A 19,757-nucleotide genomic window follows, 5' to 3' on the forward strand; every position below is an offset into this window, starting at 1 on the left:
CCCCCGCAGGGCGCCGAACACAACAAGGCTGTCACTCCCCGACCCCTGGCCACGTTCGGCGCCCGAGGAGGTGCCCCGGCGCGCGCCCGGCCCCGCCGGTGCTGACCCCGCCGGTGCTGACCCCACCGGAACCGGCCCCGCCGGAACCAGCCCCGCTCGAACCGGCCCCGCCGGAACCGCCCCCGCCCAGCCCCTACAGCTCCGCGTACGCCGCCGACGCGTCATCGTGCCGCTTGTGCCGCGCCGCCGGCCTGGCCGGGTCGGACTCGATGGCGCGGACCCGGGCGATCAGCCCCTCCGCGCCCTCCTTCCGCAGCACCGCCAGGCACTGCGCCCAGTCGCCCTCCCCGAACGTGTCCGTCCACCGGCTCGCCCCGTCCGTGAGCGCGGCCACCGCCCGGACCCGCTCGCGCGGCGTCCGCCCCGTCACCGCCCGGGCCGCCACCGCCGGGTCCGCGGCCGCCGTGAAGAAGCCGCCCTCCGCGTTCCGCAGGGCGTCCGCGGCGGCCGCCGACCGCAGCGCCTCCCGCGGGATCCGGTCCAGCCGGTCGTCGAGCACCGCCGTCACCTCGCCCCCGGGCCCCTCCAGGAGCAGTACGGAGTCCGAGAGCACGAGGTGTTCCACGTACGCCTCGTCCCACCGGACCACGACCACCGTCGCCTGCGGCGTCCGTACGTGAGAAAGGTCACAGGTGTCCCGGTGCGCGTCGGCCGTCGCGCGGACGGCCTCCGCCAGGATCCGGTCCAGCGGCATGTCCCGCCGCGATCCGGACAGTTCGGTCAATCGGCCGCCGAGCCGGGCCGCGAACCACGGCACCCCGTGCACGCACCCGTCCTCGCCGCGCGGCGGGGTGACCCCGTCCAGCGCGACCAGCACACCCCCGCCCGAGGCGGGGATCGCGGCCGACAGCCAGTCCTCATTGGGGCGTTCCGGGTTGCCGGGGGCCGAGGCGAGGTCGATGCGCATGCGGACATTCTGCCCGCCGGGGCACTCCGCACGCGGGCAGGTCCGTACCAATGAAGCAAGAGGGCGGCCCTGTCCGTCCGACCGGCGGCCCGGGGCCGTCCGAGGCCCGCTCGGGCCGCAGCCGGAATGTGGGCGGGCATACTGCCAAAGCCCGCATCGATCTTTCAACCGCCTGTCCACGGAACCGCTCTGGCACCAGGTGTCCGAGTTGGTTGCCAACTCATCCGTGATGTTCACTCGTTCGAGTGGCCGGGTGGGCGTTGTGCGGCTCTCTCCCCATCACACTGCAAAGGTCTGTGGCGGTACGAGGGGGCAGGGGGCGTTTACTTGTTGACCGGCCGTTACCTCGGCCACACGAGTAGACGAGCAAAAGCACACGTACAGGATTGCGAGCACCGGTGCAGAAGAAGCGGTCTCGGAAGAACGGCACCGCCATCGACGGCCCGGCCCCCGCAGGACGCCGCGTCCGCGTGCGCCGCAGGCTGGTCGTCGGCGTAGCCGTCGCCGGCCTCACCGTCCTCGCGGCAGGGGCCCCCGCCGTCGTCTCCGCGACCCGGGAACTGAGCGACTCCCAGCGCCTGGTCACCCTCGCGGAACAGAGCAGCCAGACCCTCACCCTCGCGCACCTCCTCGGCGACGAGCGCGACGCCGTCGTCGAGTACGCAGCCAAGGGCCGCCCCGGCGGAGCCAAGGGCCCCGTCCAGGAGCGCACCGCGCGAACGGACCGGCAGCTCGCCGAGGTCCAGGCCGAGGCCGACGAGGAGACCGCCCGCGCCCTCGGCCGCATCCAGGCCGTCCGCACCGAGTCCGTCGACGGCAAGGGCAGCGCCCTCGCCGCCCACCAGGCCTACGCCGGCGTCATCGCGGAACTCCTCGCCCCCGGCGACCGGCTCGCCGAACTGACCCCGCCGCGCGCCGGGGCCGCCCTCGCCACCACCCGCCCGCTGGCCCCGCTGGGCCAGGCCGTCGAGCAGGCCTCCGCCACCCGCGGACTGCTCCTCGCCGCGCTGGCCGTGCCCCGCGGCGATCAGCTCCCCAACTCCGCCGTGGTCGACGAACTCACCACCGCCGCCCAGCGGGCGCGCGTACGGGAGCAGGCCGCCCTGGACGACTTCGCGCGGGCCGCGCGCCCCGACGTGCGCCAGACCCTCGCCGCCACCGTCACCGGCCCCGAGGTCAAGGCGGCCGACGACTACCTCAAGCGGCTCACCGAGCGGCCCACGCTGTCGGCGGCCGACCGCAAGACCGACGGGGCCGCCGTCGGCTCCGCGCTCACCGCCCGAGTCGACCGGATGCGGTCCGTCGAGTCCACCCTCGCCGGCCAGCGCGCCTCCGCGCTCGCCTCGCAGCGCGACGACGACGTGACCCGGCTGGAGGCGATGGTCGCGCTCATGGGCGTGCTGTTCCTCGTCGCCGTGGGCTTCTCGACCGGTGTGGCGCGCTCGCTGACCCGGCCGCTGTCCGTCCTGCGCCGCGGCGCGGAGCGGCTGGCGACGCCCGAGGGCTCGGTCGAGCCGGTGCGCTTCACCGGCCGCAACGACGAATTCGCCGAGGTCGTACGCCACCTGAACGCGGTGCGCGACCAGACGGTCTCCCTGCACACCCGCATCGCCGGGCTCGACGCCGACCGGCGCCGGATCATCGGCCGCAACGATGCCCTCACCTCCAGCCGCGAGGTGCTGGAGGAGGAGCTGACGGCGCTGCGCGCCGGTCTGGCGGAACACCGCCGCGTCATGTCGACGACCTCCGTCTCGCTGTCGCTGCGGACCCTGGGCCTGGTGGAGCGGCAGCTCGCGGTCATCGAGGAGCTGGAGTCCAAGGAGCAGGACCCGGACCGGCTCGCGACCCTCTTCAAGCTGGACCACCTGGCGACCGTGATGCGCCGCCACAACGAGAACCTGCTGGTCCTGGCCGGTCAGGAACACGGCCACGGGCAGGGGCTGCCCGTCCCGCTCGTCGACGTCATGCGGGCCGCCGTCAGCGAGATCGAGCGCTACGAGCGCGTCGACCTCGCGGCGCTGCCCTCGTACACCCAGGTGGCGGGGCACGCGGCCGACGACCTCTCGCACGTGCTCGCCGAGCTGCTGGAGAACGCGACGACCTTCTCGCCGCCGGACGCCAAGGTCAAGGTGTCCGGATGGCTGCTGGACTCCGGCGACGTGGTGCTGTCCGTCGTCGACGAGGGCATCGGGGTCACCGAGGACCGGCTGGAGGCGCTGAACGCCCGGCTGTCCACGCCCGAGGCCTACGACGAGGAACCCGAGTCGGAACACGGCCTGGGCCTCGGCCTGTACGTGGCCGGGCGGCTCGCGGCGCGGCACGGGGTCACCGCGGAGCTGCGCGCCCCGCGGCACGGCGGCACCGAGGCCCTGGTCGTCGTCCCGGCGGCCCTCCTGCCCGCCACCCCGCCGGCCGCCCCGGTGCACACGCTGGGCGCGTCGGGCGCGCCCGCGCTGCACCTGCCGGGCGTGATCGCGGAGGCGAACGAGAACACCCTGCCGAGCCGCTTGCGCGGAGCCGGGCAGTCGGCGGCGGCTGCGGACGCGCCGGAATCGGCTGCGGCTTCGACTTCGGCCGAGGAGATGTCGGCCGGTGTGGTGCCGGAGGCGGCGGAGGCCGGCTCGGACGCGGACGCCGGCCCGTACCCGGCCGTGGATGCCGACGCGGCCCTGGACGCGGCTGCCGATGAGTTCGGCCTGCCGGACCCGGCCGTCCTGGCCGAGCCGGATGCGGTGGACACGGCGGCTGCCGAGGCGTCCGACGGTGCCGCCGGGCGGCAGCCGAGCCCGGCTCCCGCCGGGGAGCCGACCGCCGAGCTGCTGGCCCGCGTGGTGCCCGAGGTCGCGGACGCCGCGCCGGTGGACGGCCAGCTGCCGCCCGCCGAGCAGGTGTTCACGGTCCCGGCCCCGGCGGCGGCCCCCGCGGCCCCGGCGGCGGAGGTCCCGGCCGGGCCCGGTCCCGAAGAGCAGCTCCTCGCGCGGGTCGTCCCCGACGCGGAACCGGCCGCTCCGGCGGCGTCCGACCCCGACCCGGCGGATGCGGCCGCGCTGCCCGATGCCGCACCCGTGGCCGACGTACGGGAAAACGAGCCCGAGCCGGAGCCGCACTCCCACGCCGCCGCCGAGGGGAACTGGCTCCCCCGCCAGGGCAGCCACCCCGCCGACCCCGTCGAAGCCGTCACCGACAAGGGCCTGCCGAAGCGGACCCCGCGTTCCGTGGCCGCCACCGCCCGCGCGGAGGAGGCGCCGGCCGAGCCGCCGCGCCGCGTCGACGCCGACGAACTGCGGCGCCGCCTCGGCGGTTTCTACCAGGGCGCCCAGGACGGCCGGCGCGTCGTCGCCGCCGAGCTCGAACGGGACCGGGAGCACGCGCAGGACCAGGGGCAGGAGCACGACCGGCGGCAGGACCGGGGGCAGGGGAACACCGACCAGGGGGACACCGCACAGGAGGCACGCACATGACCGCGCCCAGTACGTACGGACTGAGCACCCAGGCCCGCAACCTGCAGTGGCTGCTGACCGACCTGGTCGAGGAGGTACCCGGCGTCAACTCCGTCGCCGTCGTCTCCTCGGACGGGCTGCTGCTCCTGTCCTCCGACCCCGGAGCGGAATCCCCCCGGGAGCCCCGCACCAAGGGCCCGCGGGGCGCCTCGGCCGACCTGGCCACCATCGTCTCCGGCCTCGGCAGCCTCACCACCGGCGCGGCCGCCCTCATGGACGGCGGCTCCGTCAAGCAGACCATGGTGGCGATGGAGCACGGCTCCGTCTTCGTCATGGCCATCAGCGACGGCTCACTGCTGGGCGTGCACGCCACCCCCGACTGCGACATGAGCGTCGTCGCCTACCACATGGCCCTGTTCGTCGGCCGCGCCGGCCACGTCCTGACCCCCGAAGTCCGCAGCGAGCTGCGCCAGTCGATGGAGAAAACCCCGTGAGGAGTCCGGCCTCCGACCGGCTGCCGATACGCGGCGCCGAGCGCCGCCCCGCCCGCGTCCGCCCGTACTCCCTCACGGGCGGCCGCACCCGCTTCACGCAGGTCCTGCACGTCGAGACCTTCGTCGCCGCCCTGGACACCAAGGCGTCGCAGCCGCAGAAGCCCGACCGCATGCCCGAGATGCCCGCCATCGTCGAGGTCTGCCGCCGCATGCGCACGATCGCCGAGATCGCGGCGCTGCTGAAGCTGCCGCTCGGTGTGGTCCGCGTCCTGGTCAGCGACCTCGCCGACCAGGGAAGGATCCGCGTCTACGGGACGGGCCACGGCTCGGGCCGCCCCGAACGCGCGCTGCTGGAAAGGGTGCTCGGTGGCCTTCGCCGTCTCTGACCGTCCGGTGCCGCCGGCCGTGGACGAGGAGCCCGTCCAGCCCTGGCAGTACGACCGCTCCCGCGCACCCGTCGCCGTCAAGGTGCTGGTCGCGGGCGGCTTCGGCGTCGGCAAGACCACCTTCGTCTCCTCCCTCTCCGAGATCACGCCGCTGCGCACCGAAGCGGTGATGACCCAGGCGAGCGTCCCCACCGACGACCTGACCGGGACCCCGGACAAGAACACCACCACCGTCGCCATGGACTTCGGCCGCGTCACCCTCGACGACGACCTCGTCCTCTACGTGTACGGGACCCCGGGCCAGGAGCGGTTCTGGTTCATGTGGGACGACCTGGTGCGCGGGGCCATCGGCGGCATCGTCCTGGCCGACACGCGCCGGCTGCGCGACTGCTTCCCGGCCCTCGACTACTTCGAGAGCTGCGGACTGCCGTACGCGGTCGCCGTCAACCACTTCGAGGGCTCGGACCCGTACGAGCCGGAGGACGTGCGCGAGGCGCTCACCATCCCGCCGGACGTACCCGTCGTGATCATGGACGCGCGGAGCCGCCTCACGGTCATCGAAGCCCTGCTGACCCTTGTGGGCCACGCCCTCGACACCACACCGGAGTAGAGAACCGCATGCGCAAGATACTCGTCGTCGGAGCCGGCCAGTCCGGCCTCCAGCTCGCCCTCGGACTCCAGTCGAAGGGCTACGAGGTCACCCTCATGTCCAACCGGACGGCGGACGAGATCCGCACCGGGCGGGTGATGTCCACGCAGTGCATGTTCGACACGGCCCTCCGGCACGAGCGCGACCTCCAGATCAACTTCTGGGAGCAGCAGGCCCCGAAGATCGAGGGCGTCGGCGTGTCCGTCGCCGCCCCCGACACCAGCCGCGCCGTCGACTGGCTCGGCAGCCTCAAGGGCTACGCGCAGTCCGTGGACCAGCGGGTGAAGATGGCGGGCTGGCTCGACACCTTCGCGCAGCGCGGTGGCCAGCTGGTCATCCACGGGGCCTCGGTCGCCGATCTGGACTTCTTCTCCCGCACGTACGACCTGGTGCTGGTCGCCGCCGGCAAGGGCGAGCTGGTGTCGATGTTCGAGCGGGACGCGGCGCGCTCCCCGTACGACGCCCCGCAGCGCGCGCTGGCCGTCTCCTACGTGCACGGGCTCGGCCCGCGCCCCGAGCACCCGGAGACCGAGGCGGTCCGCTGCAACCTGGTGCCGGGCGTCGGCGAGCTGTTCGTCATGCCGACCCTCACCACCTCGGGGCGGGCGGACATCCTGTTCTGGGAGGGCGTCCCGGGCGGTCCGCTGGACGTCTTCAACGGGGTCAGGGACCCGGCCGAGCACCTGGCGCTCACGCTGGAGCTGATGGAGAAGTTCACGCCGTGGGAGTACGCGCGGGCGACGAAGGTGGAGCTCACGGACGCGGGCGGGACGCTGGCCGGGCGTTACGCGCCGGTGGTCCGCAACCCGGTCGGGCGGCTCCCGGGCGGCGGGCTGGTGCTGGGTGTGGCGGACGTGGTCGTCGCCAACGACCCGATCACCGGGCAGGGCTCGAACTCCGCCGCCAAGTGCGCGGCCTCGTACCTCTCCTCGATCCTGATGCACGGGGACAACCCGTTCGACGAGGCGTGGATGAAGGCGACCTTCGACAAGTACTGGTTCACCACCGGCAAGCCGGTGACCCAGTGGACGAACGCGATGCTGGGCGTTCCGCCCGAGCACGTGCTGAACCTGATCGGCGCGGCCGGGCAGCTGCAGCCGGTGGCGGATCGATTCGCCAACGGCTTCGACAACCCGGCCGACTTCGACTCGTACTTCTACGACCCCGAGGACGCGGCGGATTACCTGGCGGAGGTCTCGGGGGCGGTCGAGGCTTCGGCGTCCGCCTCGGCGGCTTCGGGGGCTTCCTCGGAGGAGTAGCCGGTGTCGTCGTCCTCCGCCGTGCCCGCCGTGCCTGCCGTGTCCGTCGCGTCCGCCCCGGGCAGGGGCGGGGGAGTGAACTCCGCCAGCGGGGTGCCGGCGGGGTCCGGGCGTACGGCGCCGAGCAGCGGATTGGCGGCCAGGGGCGAGACCTTCACCTTCGCCCCCGGGCGCGGCGCCTGGATCACCTTGCCCTCGCCCACGTAGAGGGCCACGTGCGTGGCCTTGGGGAAGTAGACCACCAGGTCCCCGGGGCGGAGCTGGTCCAGCGGCACCTTCGGCAGCTGCGCCCACTGCTCCTGGCTGGTCCGCGGGATGCTGCGGCCGGCGTGCGCCCAGGCCTGCGAGGTCAGCCCCGAGCAGTCGAAGGACGCCGGGCCCTCGGCGCCCCAGACGTACGGCTTGCCGATCTGCGCCGCCGCGTAGGTGAGGGCCGCGCCGCCGGCGGCCGTGGGCGTACCGGTGCGGGCGGGCAGCCGGCCGGAGTCCACCAGCTGCCGCTGCGCGGTGGCGGTGTCCTCGGCCTCGCGCGCGCCGAGCCGGGCGAGCTGCTCGGCGGTGAGCGAGGCCAGCACCCGCTCCACCTCCTTGAGCTGGAGGCTCACCTCGTCCTTGTGCTGCTTCTGCCGCACGGCCAGGGTCTGCTGGGTGTCCAGGGCCTTGCGGGCCCGGGCGGCGAGCGCGTCGGCCTCCTTCTCGCCGCGCGCGAGCCGGTCGAGCACGCCGGCCCGCCGGGCGCCCTCGCGGGTGGTCAGGCGGCGCTGGTCCATGGCGGCCTGGGGGTCCTTGGCGAGCAGCATCCGGGCGTACGGGGAGAAGCCGCGGCCGCCCTGGTACTGCTCCCGGGCCAGCCGCCCGAGCAGGGCCTTCTCGGATCCGATGGCGGTACGGGCCTTGCCGAGCTCGGTGTTGAGCCGCTGCTCCTCGCCCTGGCCGGCCTTGAGGGCCTCCTCGGTGGCGTTGTAGGCCTCGGAGGCCTCCTCGGCCTTCTGGTAGAGCCCCTGGAGGCGGGTGAGCAGGACACCGACGTTCTCCGCGGATGCGGCGGGCGCGGCGGGTGCGGCGGGTGCGGCGGGCGCACCGGGTTCGGCGTGGGCGCCGGGGGCGGGCGCGGCCATGACCAGCACCGCGGCGATGCAGGCGGCACGAAGCGGCCGATGTGACATGTGATCACCTCCAAGGCGGCCGATGCTGCCACGCCCGGTATGACAAATCCGCCAGGGGAGTCGGCGGGGCGCGGGGGGTCACCCGGATGGGGGCGGGTGTGCTCCTGCGGCGATGAGGGCGTCGGCCGTCTCCGGGTGCGGGCCGGCCAGGGCCCAGTCGAGGGGGGTGCGGCCCGTGCCGTGGTCCTCCCGGAGGTTCGGATCCGCGCCGTGGGCCAGGAGTTCGCGCACCACGGAGGTGTGGCCCCAGCACGCTGCCGCGCACAAGGGTGTGCCCTCGGTGCCGTGTCCGCTTTCCGTGTCGGGGGAGGCGCCGGCCGTCAGTAGGCAGCGGACCGCCTCAAGGGATCCCTGAACGGCGGCCGCGTACAGAGGGGTGGTGCCCTCGGAGTTGGCCGTTTCGGGGTGGGCGCCGGCGCGTAGAAGTGCTCGGGCGCGGGCGGTACGTCCGAGCATCGATGCTTCGACCAGTTGCCGTGACAGGGTCTTTTGCCGTCGTCGGTTCATCATGGCCGACATTAGTGGGATCTTGTGCCTGGCGGCTGTGCACCCGGTACCGGTACGGCGTCACGCTCCGGTCGGCGATGGGGCGATGGGGCGATGGGGCGATGGGGCGATGGGGCGATGGGGCGATGGGGCGATGGGGCGATGGCGCGGGCCCGCGCCGCGGTCAGCCGCGCAGCAGCCTCGTCTTGGCCGCGGTGAACTCCTCCGGGGTCAGGAGGCCCTCGCGGGTCAGGTCGGCCAGTTGGGTGAGTTCCGCCACCAGGTCGGCCGGGGGGACGGGCTCGCCCGGGTGGGGGTGTTCCGGGGCGATGGTGGCCGTGGGTGGCTCCGCCGGCTCCGGTGTCGACGGTTCCGGCTCAGGCTCGGGCTGGGGTTCCGGAGGGGATTCCGCCGCCTGGACCGCTCGGGCCAGCAGGCCCCTGCGGGGTGGTTCGTCAGGGCCCACCGCGCCCGCCGTGGACTCCGCCGCGCCCGCCGCCCGGGCCAGCAGGCCGCGCAGCAGGGGGTGGCCCGCCGGGCGCTGCGCCGAGTGGACCGTTACTCCGACCGGCCGGATGAACATCACGCCACCCCCGCCCGGGGGTCCGCCGGGATCCGGTCCGGCGGGATGCGGACCGAGCCCACGATCCGGCCGCCCGCCGCCCGTACGGCGATGGCCGCGTCCTCGGCCCATACGTGTTCGACCAGCAGGAGCAGGGCGCAGCTGCCGCGCTCCAGCAGGCCCGCCGCCTCCCGTACGTCCTCGGGGCCGATCAGCCGCGCCACGTCCCGGCCCGTCAGCAGGCCGTGCAGCTCCACGAACTCGTCGAACTCCGCCGACAGCACCTCCCCGCCCGCGGTCCGCGTCACCACGAGCCCGTCGATCAGCCGGACCACCCCGGTCTTCCTCAGTCCCATCACGGCCTCGACCGCCGGTACCCGCAGTTGTTCTTCGGGGAAGGCGAGGACGATGAATTCCACAGGTCCCATAAGGCTCGGCTCCTGATTCCGACCGTTTGTGACGACTCTTCGGCACACTATGACATAAGCGGACATGTCGTCCGTTTGCTTGCTACGTTTCCCCCATGAGCGCTCTGACGGCGAAGGTGGCGGAGCCCGCCCCGCCACCACCCCCCGACGCCGGCGCGCCCAGACGTCGCGGGGTCGAGCTGGCCCTCCTCGCCGGCGCCGTCCTGATCTCGGTGATCGGCCACCTCCACGTCGGGCTCGCGACCGCCGGCCGCATCCCGCCCTCCACCGCCCACTACGCCGCCGGCCTCGCCGCCGCCGCCCTGATCGCGCACCTCGCCGTCCGCCTGCGGGCCCCGTACGCCGACCCCCTCGTGCTGCCGATCGCCGTCCTCCTCAACGGGCTCGGCCTCGTCCTCATCCAGCGGCTCGACGCGACCACCCCCGCCCACCTCACCGCAGGCAGCCAACTCCTCTGGTCCGCCCTCGGCATAGCGCTCTTCGTGCTCGTCGTCGCCGTCCTGCGCGACCACCGCGTGCTCCAGCGCTACGCGTACCTCTCCGTCGCCGCCGCCCTGGTGCTGATGCTCGTCCCCGTGTTCTTCCCGGCGGTCAACGGCGCGCACATCTGGATCCGGTTCGCCGGACTGTCGTTCCAGCCGGGGGAGTTCGCCAAGATCCTGCTCGCCGTCTTCTTCGCCTCCTACCTCGCCGCGAACCGCACCGCCCTCGCCCTCACCGGGCGCCGGCTCTTCTGGAAGCTGCGCCTGCTCCCGGGCCGCGTCCTCGGCCCGATCCTCACGATCTGGCTGCTCAGCGTCGGGGTGCTGGTCCTGGAGCGGGACCTGGGGACCTCGCTGCTGTTCTTCGGGCTGTTCGTGATCATGCTGTTCACCGCCACCGGGCGGATCGGGTGGATCGCGATCGGGTTGGTCCTGGCCGGCGTGGGCGCGTACGCCGTCGGGACCTTCGAACCGCACGTGCACAGCCGCGTGGACGACTGGCTGAATCCTTTCGCCTCCATCGACCGCGGCGAGGGCCCGGGCCAGCTCGCCCAGTCCCTCTTCGCCTTCGGCGCCGGCGGCCTGCTCGGCGCCGGGCTCGGGCACGGCCAGTCCTTCCTCATCGGCTTCGCCGGCAAGTCCGACTTCATCCTCGCCACCGCCGGCGAGGAGCTCGGCCTCGTCGGCCTCGCCGCGATCCTGCTCCTCTACGGGCTCCTCGTCGCCCGCGGCTTCCGCGCCGGCCTCGCGCTGCGCGACCCCTTCGGCCGGCTGCTCGCCACCGGCCTCGCCTCGATCGTCGCGCTCCAGGTGTTCGTCATCGCGGGCGGCGTCACCGGGCTGATCCCGCTCACCGGCATGGCCATGCCCTTCCTCGCCCAGGGCGGCTCCTCCGTCGTCACCAACTGGATCATCGTCGCGCTCCTGGTCCGGCTCGGCGACAGCGCCCGCAGGCCCGAACCGGAGCCGCAGGAGGCCCCCGCGTGATCCGCTACATCCGCTGGTGCGCGTACTTCTGCGCGGCCCTCCTCGTCGCCCTGCTCGTCAACGTCGCCCGCGTCCAGCTCTGGGAATCCGCCGCCTACGGCGCGAACCCGGCCAACAAACGCCCCGCCATCGAGCGGTACGCCGAGCCGCGCGGGGACATCCTGGTCGACGGCCGGCCCGTCACCGGCTCCCGCGACAGCGGCCAACTCCTGCGCTACGAGCGCACGTACGGGAACGGCCCGCTCTACGCGCCCGTCACCGGCTTCTCCTCCCAGACGTACGGGACCAGCTTCATCGAGCGCGCCGAGGACGGGATCCTGTCGGGCACCGACCCGGGGCTGTCCGCCTTCCCGCTCTGGTACGACCTCGCCCGCGGCCGCCCGGCCGGCGGGAACGCCGCCACCACCATCCGGGCGCGCGTGCAGCTGGCCGCGTACGCCGGACTGGCGGGCAAGCGGGGCGCGGTGGCCGCCGTGGAGCCGGCCACCGGGAAGATCCTCGCGCTGGTCAGCAGCCCGTCGTACGATCCCTCGGTGCTCTCCGGTACGGGGACGCGGGTCAAGGAGGCCTGGGCGCGGCTGAACGCCGACCCCGCCAAGCCGATGCTCAACCGGGCGCTGCGCGAGACCTACCCGCCCGGCTCCACCTTCAAGATCGTGACCGCGGCGGCCGCCCTCGACGCGGGCGTGGTCTCCGATGTGGACGCGCCGACCGAGACCCCCGACCCCTACCCGCTGCCCGGGACCAGCACCCTGCTGCCGAACGCGGCCACGGGCTGCCGGGACGCCTCGATGGCGGACGCGGTGCAGTGGTCCTGCAACACGGTGATGGCGAAGATCGGGGTGCGGGTCGGGCTGCGCGGGATGGTGGAGGCGGCGCAGCGGTTCGGGTTCAACGACGACGGGCTGCGGGTGCCGTCGTGGGTGTCCCGGTCGGACTTCGACACCGACATGAGCCAGGACCAGCTGGCGCTGTCCTCGATCGGGCAGTTCAACACCAAGGCCACGCCGCTCCAGATGGCGATGGTCGCGGCGGCGGTCGCCAACGGCGGGGAGCTGAAGTCCCCCTACCTGGTGGACCGCACCACGCAGGACGACGGATCCCCGGTCCGGCGCGGCGACCAGCGCAGCCTGGGCCGGGCCATGAACCCGGCCACCGCGCTGCGGATGCAGGAGCTGATGGTGAGGGTGGTGGAGAACGGCACGGGGAAGAACGCGGCGATCCCGGGCGTGGTGGTCGGCGGCAAGACCGGCACCGCCCAGCACGGGGTCGGCAACGCGGGGACCCCGTACGCCTGGTTCATCTCCTGGGCCAGGGCGGAGTCCGCCCCCCTGTCGGCGGTCGCGGTGGCGGTGGTGGTCGAGGACGCGGCGGCGAACCGGGGTGACATCAGCGGGAACCTGGCGGCTGCGCCGATCGCGAGGGCGGTGATGGAGGCGGCCCTGCCGGTTCCCTGACCGGGGGGCTCGGAGCCCAGGCAGCGGCCTGCCGGCCGCCCCGGGGCTCCGCCCCGTACCCCGCGCCTCCATCGCCGGCGAGGCTGGGTTTGGCTCCGGCCGGTCCCCAGGCAAAATCCAGCGCCGCCGGGCGCATCCAGCCCCTCCGGCGTTTGAGGAGCGGGGTCTGGGGCGGAGCCCCAGGTCTGTGAGCCGCACCTGGCCAGCGGCGCCGGGCACATTCAGCCCCGCCGGCGATTGAGGCGCAGGGGGCTGGGGGCGGAGCCCACGGGTTCAGGCCACCTCCCCCTCGGCGATGGCGGCCCGCACCTCCGCCACCCGCTCCGCCTCCTCGGAGGCGAACCGCTCCCGGTCGAGCGCCTCCGCGATCTCCTCGTCCTGCCTCATCAGCAGATCCAGATTCGAGTCGCCCATCTCGAAGACCCCCATGTCCAGGTACGCCTTCTGCAGCCGCTCCCCCCACAGCCCGATGTCCTTCACACACGGCACGATCCGGCTGAACAGCAGCTTCCGGAAGAGGTGCAGGAATTCCGACTGCTCGCTGAACTGCTCCGCCTCCTTCTTCGGGATGCCGAAGTTCTCCAGCACCTCCACCCCGCGCAGCCGGTCCCGCATCAGGTAGCAGCCCTCGATCACGAACTCCTCGCGCTCGCGCAGCTCGGCGTCCGTCAGCTGCTTGTAGTAGTCGCGCAGGGCCATCCGCCCGAAGGCCACGTGCCGGGCCTCGTCCTGCATCACGTACGCCAGGATCTGCTTCGGCAGCGGCTTGTCCGTCGTGTCGCGGATCATGCCGAAGGCGGCCAGCGCCAGCCCCTCGATGAGCACCTGCATGCCCAGGTACGGCATGTCCCAGCGGGAGTCGCGCAGGGTGTCGCCCAGTAGCGCCTGCAGGTTGTCGTTGATCGGGTAGAGCATCCCGACCTTCTCGTGCAGGAAGCGCCCGAAGATCTCCGCGTGCCGCGCCTCGTCCATGGTCTGGGTGGCGGAGTAGAACTTCGCGTCCAGGTCCGGCACCGACTCCACGATCCGCGCCGCGCACACCATCGCGCCCTGCTCGCCGTGCAGGAACTGGCTGAACTGCCAGGCGCTGTAGTGCCGTCGCAGCTCGCCCTTGTCCTTCTCGGTGAGCTTGGCCCAGTGCCGCGTCCCGTACAGCGTGAGCACCTCGTCCGGGGTGCCCAGCGGATCGTACGGGTCCACCTCGATGTCCCAGTCGATGCGCTTGGCGCCGTCCCACTGCTTGTCCTTGCCCTTCTGGTAGAGCGCGAGGAGCCGCTCGCGGCCCCCGTCGTACTCCCAGCTGAAGCGGGCCGAGCCGGAGGCGGGGATCTGCCAGACGCCCTCGCCCGGGTCCTTGGTGTAGAGCTCGTGCGTCGACACTGACGCCTCCTCGTCTCGCGTACTGCCGTGCAGGACTGGACAGTTGGCAGCGTCACACGTTGGTAGACGCGCGGTCAACAAGTCGTGCGCGGGGGATTGACGACCTTGCTGACAGGCAGTCTCATAAGCAGTGACCGCAGGTAACCCGATGAGCGAGGTATCCCGAGCCATGACGACCGCGACCGATCGAAACGCGCTGAGGGACGCACTCGGCCTGCTCAAGGACCGCGAGCAGATAGCCGAACGGCTGCTCGAATCCTCCGCCAAGCACTCCTTCGACCCCGACAAGGAACTCGACTGGGACGCCCCGGCGATCGAGGGCAAGTACTACTGGCCGCCGGAGCTGCTCTCCCTCTACGACACCCCGCTCTGGAAGAAGATGGGGGAGGAGCAGCGCATCGACCTCTCCCGCCACGAGGCGGCGGCGCTCGGCTCGCTGGGCATCTGGTTCGAGATCATCCTCATGCAGCTCCTGGTCCGGCACATCTACGACAAGTCCCTGACCAGCAACCACGTGCGGTACGCGCTCACCGAGATCGCCGACGAGTGCCGCCACTCGATGATGTTCGCCCGCATGATCCAGAAGGCCGGCGCCCCCGCCTACCCGGTCTCCCGCGTCAACCACAACCTGGCCCGCGTCCTCAAGACCATCTCCACCACCCCCGGTTCCTTCGCCTGCACCCTCCTCGGCGAGGAGATCCTCGACTGGATGCAGCGCCTGACCTTCCCCGACGAGCGCGTCCAGCCCCTCGTCCGCGGCGTGACCCGCATCCACGTCATCGAGGAGGCGCGCCACGTCCGGTACGCCCGCGAGGAACTGCGCCGCCAGATGCTCACCGCCCCGCGCTGGGAGCAGGAACTCACCCGGATCAGCTGCGGCGAGGCCGCGCGCGTCTTCTCGCTCGCCTTCGTCAACCCGGCCGTCTACGAGAACATCGGCCTGGACCGGCGCGAGGCCGTCGCCCAGGTCAAGGCGAGCGGACACCGGCGCGAGATCATGCAGACCGGCGCCAAGCGGCTCACCGACTTCCTCGACGACATCGGCGTGATGCGCGGGGTCGGCCGCAAGCTGTGGAAGAGCTCGGGCCTCCTCGCCTAGTGCTGTGACCGGAAAGGTTCACCGGGTCGCGGCGCCCGGCACGGCACCTCGCCGCGTTGTCGGACCACGCAAGTACGTCCAGTACGAGCCGCGGTCCTCCGCCTTGCGATGCACCGCACCGGACGCCGCGACCCGGCAAACCTTTCCGGCCACAGCACTAGACATGGGCGTCGTCTACTCTGCGGGCATGACCGTACGCGCCTACCGCAGACTGAGCGTCGAGGAGCGCCGAGCCCAACTCCTCGACGCCGCCCTCTCGCTGTTCGCGCACCGGGCGCCGGAGGAGGTCTCCCTCGACGACGTCGCCGAGGCCGCCGGAGTCTCGCGCCCGCTCGTCTACCGCTACTTCCCGGGCGGCAAGCAGCAGCTCTACGAGGCCGCCCTGCGCTCGGCGGCCGACCTCCTCGAACTGTGCTTCGCCGAGCCGCAGCAGGGCCCCCTGACCCAGCGCCTGACCCGGGCCCTCGACCGCTACCTGGCCTTCGTCGACGAGCACGACGCCGGCTTCGCGGCACTCCTCCAGGGCGGCAGCGTCGTCGAGACCTCCCGCACGACGGCGACCGTCGACGGCATCCGCCGGGCCGCGGCCGCGCAGATCCTGGTCCACCTGGGGGTCCCCAACCCGGGCCCACGGCTGCGCATGATGGTCCGTACGTGGATCACCGCCGTCGAGGCGGCGTCCCTCATCTGGATCGACGAGGGCAAGCAGCCGGAGGTCGACTCCCTCAGGGACTGGTTGGTGGACCAGTTCATCGCCCTGCTGACCGCCACCGCGGCCACGGACCCGGAGACCGCGGCCGCCGCCCGCGCCGCCCTCGCCCTGGAATCGGCGGACGGGCCGGTGGGGGTCCTGGCCCGCCGGGTGATCCCGGTGGTCTCCGAGGCGGCCCACCTGCTGTGACACTGGTGGGGTGAGAAGCCAACCCACCCCCTTCGAGGGCGGCCCGATGGACGGTCGGGTCCTCCCGATCCTCCTCGGCCCGACCGGCCACCCGCCGAAGTGGTACGAGATCCCGGTCCCGGCCCCGGACGGCGGCCCCCCGACGGTGCTCCTCTACGAACGCGTCCCGTCGGGCTACACGAAGCGGCTGGGACTCCAGAAGGGCTGGAAGTACCTCCACGTCCCGACGGGCCGCAAACCGAAGCCGAAGCCGCGCTGGCCCTGGACGAAGCCACCCCGCCCCTGACGTCCCCGCGCCTCAATCGCCGGCGGGGCTGGACTGTGCCCGGCGCCGCCGCTCAGGTGCGGCTCAAGGATTCGGGGCTCCGCCCCGTACCCCGCTCCTCAAACGCCGGAGGGGCTGAATGTGCCCGGCGGCGCTGGAACGTGCACGGCAATGGGCGGGTGGGATCGGCCCGAGGGAGGGGTTGGCCGGGGTCGGGGACGGGGTGGGGTGTTGGCCGGGACGTAAAACGTGATTTGTGGCGCGCACCAAGCCCGTACAGGTCAATCCGCATGAGGCGCCATAAATCATGCAGTCCCGGCCGACACCCCACCCCGGCCCCGGCACCGGCCCCGCGAAGCCCGGCACGGGAACCGCCGAGCCCCCCCGCCAGGGGACCGGCCGGAGCCAAACCCAGCCCCGCCGGCGTTTGAGGCGCGGGGTCCGGGGCAGAGCCCCGGGGCGGCCGGCAGGCCGCTGCCCGCACCCCGACCCCTACCCCGCCGAGCCCCCGGCCAAGGGAAGGGTCAGGACCGCCAACGCCCCACCCCCCTCCGCCCCCCGAAACGCCAGCGTCGCGCCGATCGCCCCGGCCTGCCCCACCGCAATGGTCAGCCCCAGCCCGTGCCCCTTCCCCCCGCTCCGGAACCGCTGCGGCCCGTGCGCCACCAGGTAGTCGGGAAAGCCGTCCCCGTGGTCCCGTACCGTCACCACCGGCCCGTCCACGGTCAGCACCACCGGCGGCCGCCCGTGCTTGTGCGCGTTCGCCACCAGATTCCCCAGCACCCTCTCCAGCCGCCGCCGATCCGTCTCCACGTGCGCGTCCCGCACGATCACGACCTCCGTCGCCGTCCCCGACGCCCGCACCACCCGCTTCGTCAGCCGCCCCAGCTGGTGCAGGTCGGTCTCGACCGCCTCGCTCCCCGAGTCCAGCCGCGAGATCTCCAGCAGGTCCTCCGTCAGCTGCCGCATGGTCCGTACGCGCTCGCGCACCAGCTCCGTCGGCCGCCCCTCCGGCAGCAGTTCCGACGCCGCCTGCAAACCCGTCAGCGGAGTGCGCAGTTCGTGCGCCACGTCCGCCGTGAACCGCTGCTCGCTCTCCAGCTTCGCCTGCAGGGTCCCCGCCATCGTGTCCAGCGCCCCGGCCACCGTCGCCACCTCGTCCTGGCGCCGCGAGGGGTCCTTCGTCCGCGGGTCGGCCACCCGCGCGTCGAGGTCGCCCTGCGTGATCCGCCGGGCCACGGTCGCCGTCTGGTGCAGCCGCCGCGTCACGCGCGTCACCGCGAAGGCGCCGACCAGCAGCGTCCCGCCGATCGCCAGGACCGACGAGCCGATGATCGCGTTGTCCAGGCCGCTGATCGTGCCCGCGCTCTGCCCGTAGTCGATGGCGGTGGCCAGCGCCCGCCCGTCCGCCGGCGCCGCCGCCCACATCGTCGGGCGGCCCCGGTACTCGCCGACGACCGTCCCGCGGTGCCCGCCGACGGCCAGCGCCCGCAGCCGCGGCGGAAGCCCCTCCGGATCGAGCCCCGACTCGGGCGGCAGGGCCTCGCCCGCCTCGTACGCGCGCGAGGCGTCGTGCAGTTTGGCGAGTGCCTTCTCGCGCGCCGTGGCCACGGTCTGCCGGGTCACCTCCACGTGCACCAGCGCACCCAGGACGGCGGCCAGGGAACAGCACATCACCACGATGAAGCACGCGGACTTCCAGGTCAGCGTGGCCGTCCACGCGGGCAGCCGGAGCCTCACGGCGACGCGCCCGCGCCCGCGCCGGCGCTGGTGGTGGGACCCGGGCTCACCGGGGTCTGCGGTTGCGCCGGCACCCGTACGATCTGCTCGCGCGTCGGCAGCATGGTCAGCTGCTTCTCGTCCCAGGACCACGCGGTGATCAGCTCGTAGCCGTTGTTCCCGCTGGGCACGCGCAGGACCACGTCCCGCCCGGCGAGCTCCACCGAGACGACGGTCTCGGTGGTCGCCATGATCCGGTTGAGCCGGCCGTCGGCATCCGCCGTGTACACCCGTACGGACATCATCTTGTCCGGGAACTCGATGCCGACGATCAGCTCGTCCTTGTTGTTCCCCGTGAGGTCCCGGTAGTACGGCGTCAGCACCGGGCACGCCCCCGGCGCGGCGCCCTCCCCGCCGCACGCCCTGATCGCGGCGGCGGTCTCGGGCGGCATCCCGTCGGCGCCGACATCGGTGTCCGGGTGAGCCCGCAGCTCCGCCTGGACGAGGCCCACCGGGTCGACCGCGTGCACGTTCTGCTCCGGGACGGGCGGGATCCCCTGGACGTACTCCGGCGGGGCACCACCCGGATCGGCCGGCGGCACCGCGGCGCCCTGGCGGTCGGGCCACAGGTGCACGGGCCCGCTCGCGGTCGCGGTGGCGCCCGCGCTCGCCAGCCCGCCGCTCTCGCCGCAGCCCGCCAGCAGCGGGACGAGGGGCACCAGGGCCAGCAGCGCGCCCGCACGGAAGGGAAAGGTCTTCACGGCCCCAGCGTCCTCCTGCCCGCGACGGTACGACGGCGATTCCGGCCGATGACGACTACGGCGAACGGCCGAGACGACCGGCCGGCCACGACGACCGACGACCGACGACGGCGATCACGTCAACCTTATGCGGAGGTACGCCCTTTTTGCCCGCGGCCGTACGTCAGCCGTACGTCAGCCGTCCGTACGCCCGCGGCGCAGCATCGCGAAGCCGAGTCCGGCGGCGCCGACGGCCGCGATGCCGCCGCCCGCGGCGAGCAGCAGCATGCCGTCGCCCGGCCCGTCGGCCAGCGAGTTCAGGCGCTGTACGTCGGCCGGCCCGTCGGCGACGGTACGCGACCCCTTCGGTGCCGAGGCGGGCACGACCTGGCCGCCGCTGCGGGTGCCGGTCTTGTGGCCGTCGCCCGCCACGTCGTGGGCGGCGTCCGTCGCGGGGGCGTCCCCGATCCAGGACGTCAGCCGCCCGTCGGACCGGAGCGCGGCGTGCAGGTCCCCGGCACCGCCGACGGCGGTGACGCCGTCACGGCTGGTCAGCGTGGTGGCCTTGTGGCCGTCGGCGGTGAGGATGTCGGCCTGGTACGCGTCCTTGGCGACGCGGTAGACCTTCGCGGTGGAGACGCCGTCGGCGAGGGAGAGGCTCTTGACGAGCATCCGCTGCGGCGCGGCGGAGTGCGCGGACGAGGCCGCGGGCACCCCTTCGGCCAGAGCGGCGGCGGTGGGCAGCGCCAGCAGGCTTCCGGCGCATGCGGTCACGGCGGCGGCGCGAACGAGAGTGCGGCGGCTGACGGTGCTCACGGAGGTCCTTCGGTGCTGGTCTTCGAGCCCTGGCGGGTCCAGGCGGGTCAAACCTATGCGGCGGCCGTTGCGGC

19 protein-coding genes are annotated in these 19,757 nt (G+C 73.4%); 10 read left to right on the forward strand and 9 right to left on the reverse strand.

The window, feature by feature from the left end:
• Nucleotides 1-193: 193 nt before the first annotated feature.
• The gene (locus ACFWBN_RS06650) at nucleotides 194-967 is read right to left on the reverse strand and encodes a protein phosphatase 2C domain-containing protein (protein WP_385171565.1); all 774 of its coding nucleotides are present in this window, start codon (nucleotides 965-967) and stop codon (nucleotides 194-196) included.
• A gap of 398 nt (nucleotides 968-1,365) precedes the next feature.
• On the opposite strand from ACFWBN_RS06650, the gene ACFWBN_RS06655 reads away from it, so the two are divergent.
• The 5 genes from ACFWBN_RS06655 to ACFWBN_RS06675 are packed head-to-tail and all read left to right on the forward strand — an operon-like array spanning nucleotide 1,366 to nucleotide 7,195.
• A complete protein-coding gene (locus ACFWBN_RS06655) occupies nucleotides 1,366-4,428 on the forward strand; it encodes a nitrate- and nitrite sensing domain-containing protein (RefSeq protein ID WP_385171568.1) in 3,063 nt (1,020 codons plus the stop codon).
• The gene (locus ACFWBN_RS06660) at nucleotides 4,425-4,901 is read left to right on the forward strand and encodes a roadblock/LC7 domain-containing protein (protein WP_385171571.1); all 477 of its coding nucleotides are present in this window, start codon (nucleotides 4,425-4,427) and stop codon (nucleotides 4,899-4,901) included. The genes ACFWBN_RS06655 and ACFWBN_RS06660 overlap by 4 nt, the downstream gene beginning before the upstream one ends.
• Complete coding sequence (locus ACFWBN_RS06665) at nucleotides 4,898-5,287, forward strand: DUF742 domain-containing protein (RefSeq protein ID WP_385171574.1); 390 nt, start codon at nucleotides 4,898-4,900, stop codon at nucleotides 5,285-5,287. Before ACFWBN_RS06660 ends, ACFWBN_RS06665 begins: the two co-directional genes overlap by 4 nt.
• A complete protein-coding gene (locus ACFWBN_RS06670) occupies nucleotides 5,268-5,897 on the forward strand; it encodes an ATP/GTP-binding protein (protein ID WP_385171577.1) in 630 nt (209 codons plus the stop codon). Before ACFWBN_RS06665 ends, ACFWBN_RS06670 begins: the two co-directional genes overlap by 20 nt.
• Nucleotides 5,898-5,905: 8 nt before the next feature.
• A complete protein-coding gene (locus ACFWBN_RS06675) occupies nucleotides 5,906-7,195 on the forward strand; it encodes a styrene monooxygenase/indole monooxygenase family protein (protein ID WP_385171581.1) in 1,290 nt (429 codons plus the stop codon).
• Here ACFWBN_RS06675 and ACFWBN_RS06680 read toward each other — a convergent pair.
• The 4 genes from ACFWBN_RS06680 to ACFWBN_RS06695 form a co-directional block, all read right to left on the reverse strand.
• The gene (locus ACFWBN_RS06680; protein ID WP_385171585.1) at nucleotides 7,117-8,361 is read right to left on the reverse strand and encodes an NlpC/P60 family protein; all 1,245 of its coding nucleotides are present in this window, start codon (nucleotides 8,359-8,361) and stop codon (nucleotides 7,117-7,119) included. The genes ACFWBN_RS06675 and ACFWBN_RS06680 overlap by 79 nt on opposite strands.
• Nucleotides 8,362-8,439: 78 nt before the next feature.
• Nucleotides 8,440-8,868, reverse strand: coding sequence for an ankyrin repeat domain-containing protein (locus ACFWBN_RS06685; RefSeq protein ID WP_385171877.1), 429 nt, complete (start codon nucleotides 8,866-8,868; stop codon nucleotides 8,440-8,442).
• 163 nt (nucleotides 8,869-9,031) lie between these two features.
• The gene (locus tag ACFWBN_RS06690) at nucleotides 9,032-9,430 is read right to left on the reverse strand and encodes an SHOCT domain-containing protein (protein WP_385171588.1); all 399 of its coding nucleotides are present in this window, start codon (nucleotides 9,428-9,430) and stop codon (nucleotides 9,032-9,034) included.
• The gene (locus ACFWBN_RS06695; RefSeq protein ID WP_385171590.1) at nucleotides 9,430-9,837 is read right to left on the reverse strand and encodes a DUF6325 family protein; all 408 of its coding nucleotides are present in this window, start codon (nucleotides 9,835-9,837) and stop codon (nucleotides 9,430-9,432) included. The genes ACFWBN_RS06690 and ACFWBN_RS06695 overlap by 1 nt, the downstream gene beginning before the upstream one ends.
• Before the next feature lie 95 nt (nucleotides 9,838-9,932).
• On the opposite strand from ACFWBN_RS06695, the gene ACFWBN_RS06700 reads away from it, so the two are divergent.
• Entirely contained in the window at nucleotides 9,933-11,306 is a 1,374-nt protein-coding gene (locus ACFWBN_RS06700) for an FtsW/RodA/SpoVE family cell cycle protein (protein ID WP_385171593.1), read from the forward strand.
• A complete protein-coding gene (locus tag ACFWBN_RS06705) occupies nucleotides 11,303-12,763 on the forward strand; it encodes a penicillin-binding transpeptidase domain-containing protein (protein ID WP_385171595.1) in 1,461 nt (486 codons plus the stop codon). The genes ACFWBN_RS06700 and ACFWBN_RS06705 overlap by 4 nt, the downstream gene beginning before the upstream one ends.
• Before the next feature lie 273 nt (nucleotides 12,764-13,036).
• Here ACFWBN_RS06705 and ACFWBN_RS06710 read toward each other — a convergent pair whose 3' ends face one another.
• The gene (locus ACFWBN_RS06710) at nucleotides 13,037-14,143 is read right to left on the reverse strand and encodes a ferritin-like domain-containing protein (RefSeq protein WP_385171598.1); all 1,107 of its coding nucleotides are present in this window, start codon (nucleotides 14,141-14,143) and stop codon (nucleotides 13,037-13,039) included.
• A 169-nt stretch (nucleotides 14,144-14,312) separates the two neighbouring features.
• Between ACFWBN_RS06710 and ACFWBN_RS06715 the strand changes: the two genes are divergently transcribed.
• The 3 genes from ACFWBN_RS06715 (at nucleotide 14,313) to ACFWBN_RS06725 (ending at nucleotide 16,429) form a co-directional block, all read left to right on the forward strand.
• Nucleotides 14,313-15,242, forward strand: a complete 930-nt coding sequence (locus tag ACFWBN_RS06715; RefSeq protein WP_385171601.1) for a diiron oxygenase — start codon at nucleotides 14,313-14,315, stop codon at nucleotides 15,240-15,242.
• 187 nt (nucleotides 15,243-15,429) lie between these two features.
• Nucleotides 15,430-16,143 carry a TetR/AcrR family transcriptional regulator gene (locus tag ACFWBN_RS06720; RefSeq protein WP_385171604.1) on the forward strand — a complete coding sequence of 238 codons (714 nt, stop codon included), beginning with the start codon at nucleotides 15,430-15,432 and terminating at the stop codon, nucleotides 16,141-16,143.
• Between the two features lie 10 nt (nucleotides 16,144-16,153).
• Nucleotides 16,154-16,429: a hypothetical protein gene (locus ACFWBN_RS06725; RefSeq protein ID WP_385171607.1), complete on the forward strand. Its 276-nt coding sequence runs from the start codon at nucleotides 16,154-16,156 to the stop codon at nucleotides 16,427-16,429.
• 471 nt (nucleotides 16,430-16,900) lie between these two features.
• On the opposite strand, the gene ACFWBN_RS06730 is transcribed toward ACFWBN_RS06725, so the two are convergent.
• The 3 genes from ACFWBN_RS06730 to ACFWBN_RS06740 all read right to left on the reverse strand — a co-directional run bounded on the left by ACFWBN_RS06730 (nucleotide 16,901) and on the right by ACFWBN_RS06740 (nucleotide 19,683).
• Nucleotides 16,901-18,148 (reverse strand): histidine kinase dimerization/phospho-acceptor domain-containing protein, encoded by a 1,248-nt coding sequence (locus ACFWBN_RS06730; RefSeq protein ID WP_385171610.1) that lies wholly within the window; start codon nucleotides 18,146-18,148, stop codon nucleotides 16,901-16,903.
• Complete coding sequence (locus ACFWBN_RS06735) at nucleotides 18,145-18,888, reverse strand: hypothetical protein (protein ID WP_385171613.1); 744 nt, start codon at nucleotides 18,886-18,888, stop codon at nucleotides 18,145-18,147. The genes ACFWBN_RS06730 and ACFWBN_RS06735 overlap by 4 nt, the downstream gene beginning before the upstream one ends.
• 174 nt (nucleotides 18,889-19,062) lie before the next feature.
• Nucleotides 19,063-19,683: a hypothetical protein gene (locus tag ACFWBN_RS06740; protein WP_385171616.1), complete on the reverse strand. Its 621-nt coding sequence runs from the start codon at nucleotides 19,681-19,683 to the stop codon at nucleotides 19,063-19,065.
• Between the last annotated feature and the right edge of the window lie 74 nt (nucleotides 19,684-19,757).

Origin of the sequence: Streptomyces sp. NPDC059989 (assembly GCF_042736975.1) — a bacterium.
Taxonomy (GTDB): Bacteria; Actinomycetota; Actinomycetes; order Streptomycetales; family Streptomycetaceae; genus Streptomyces.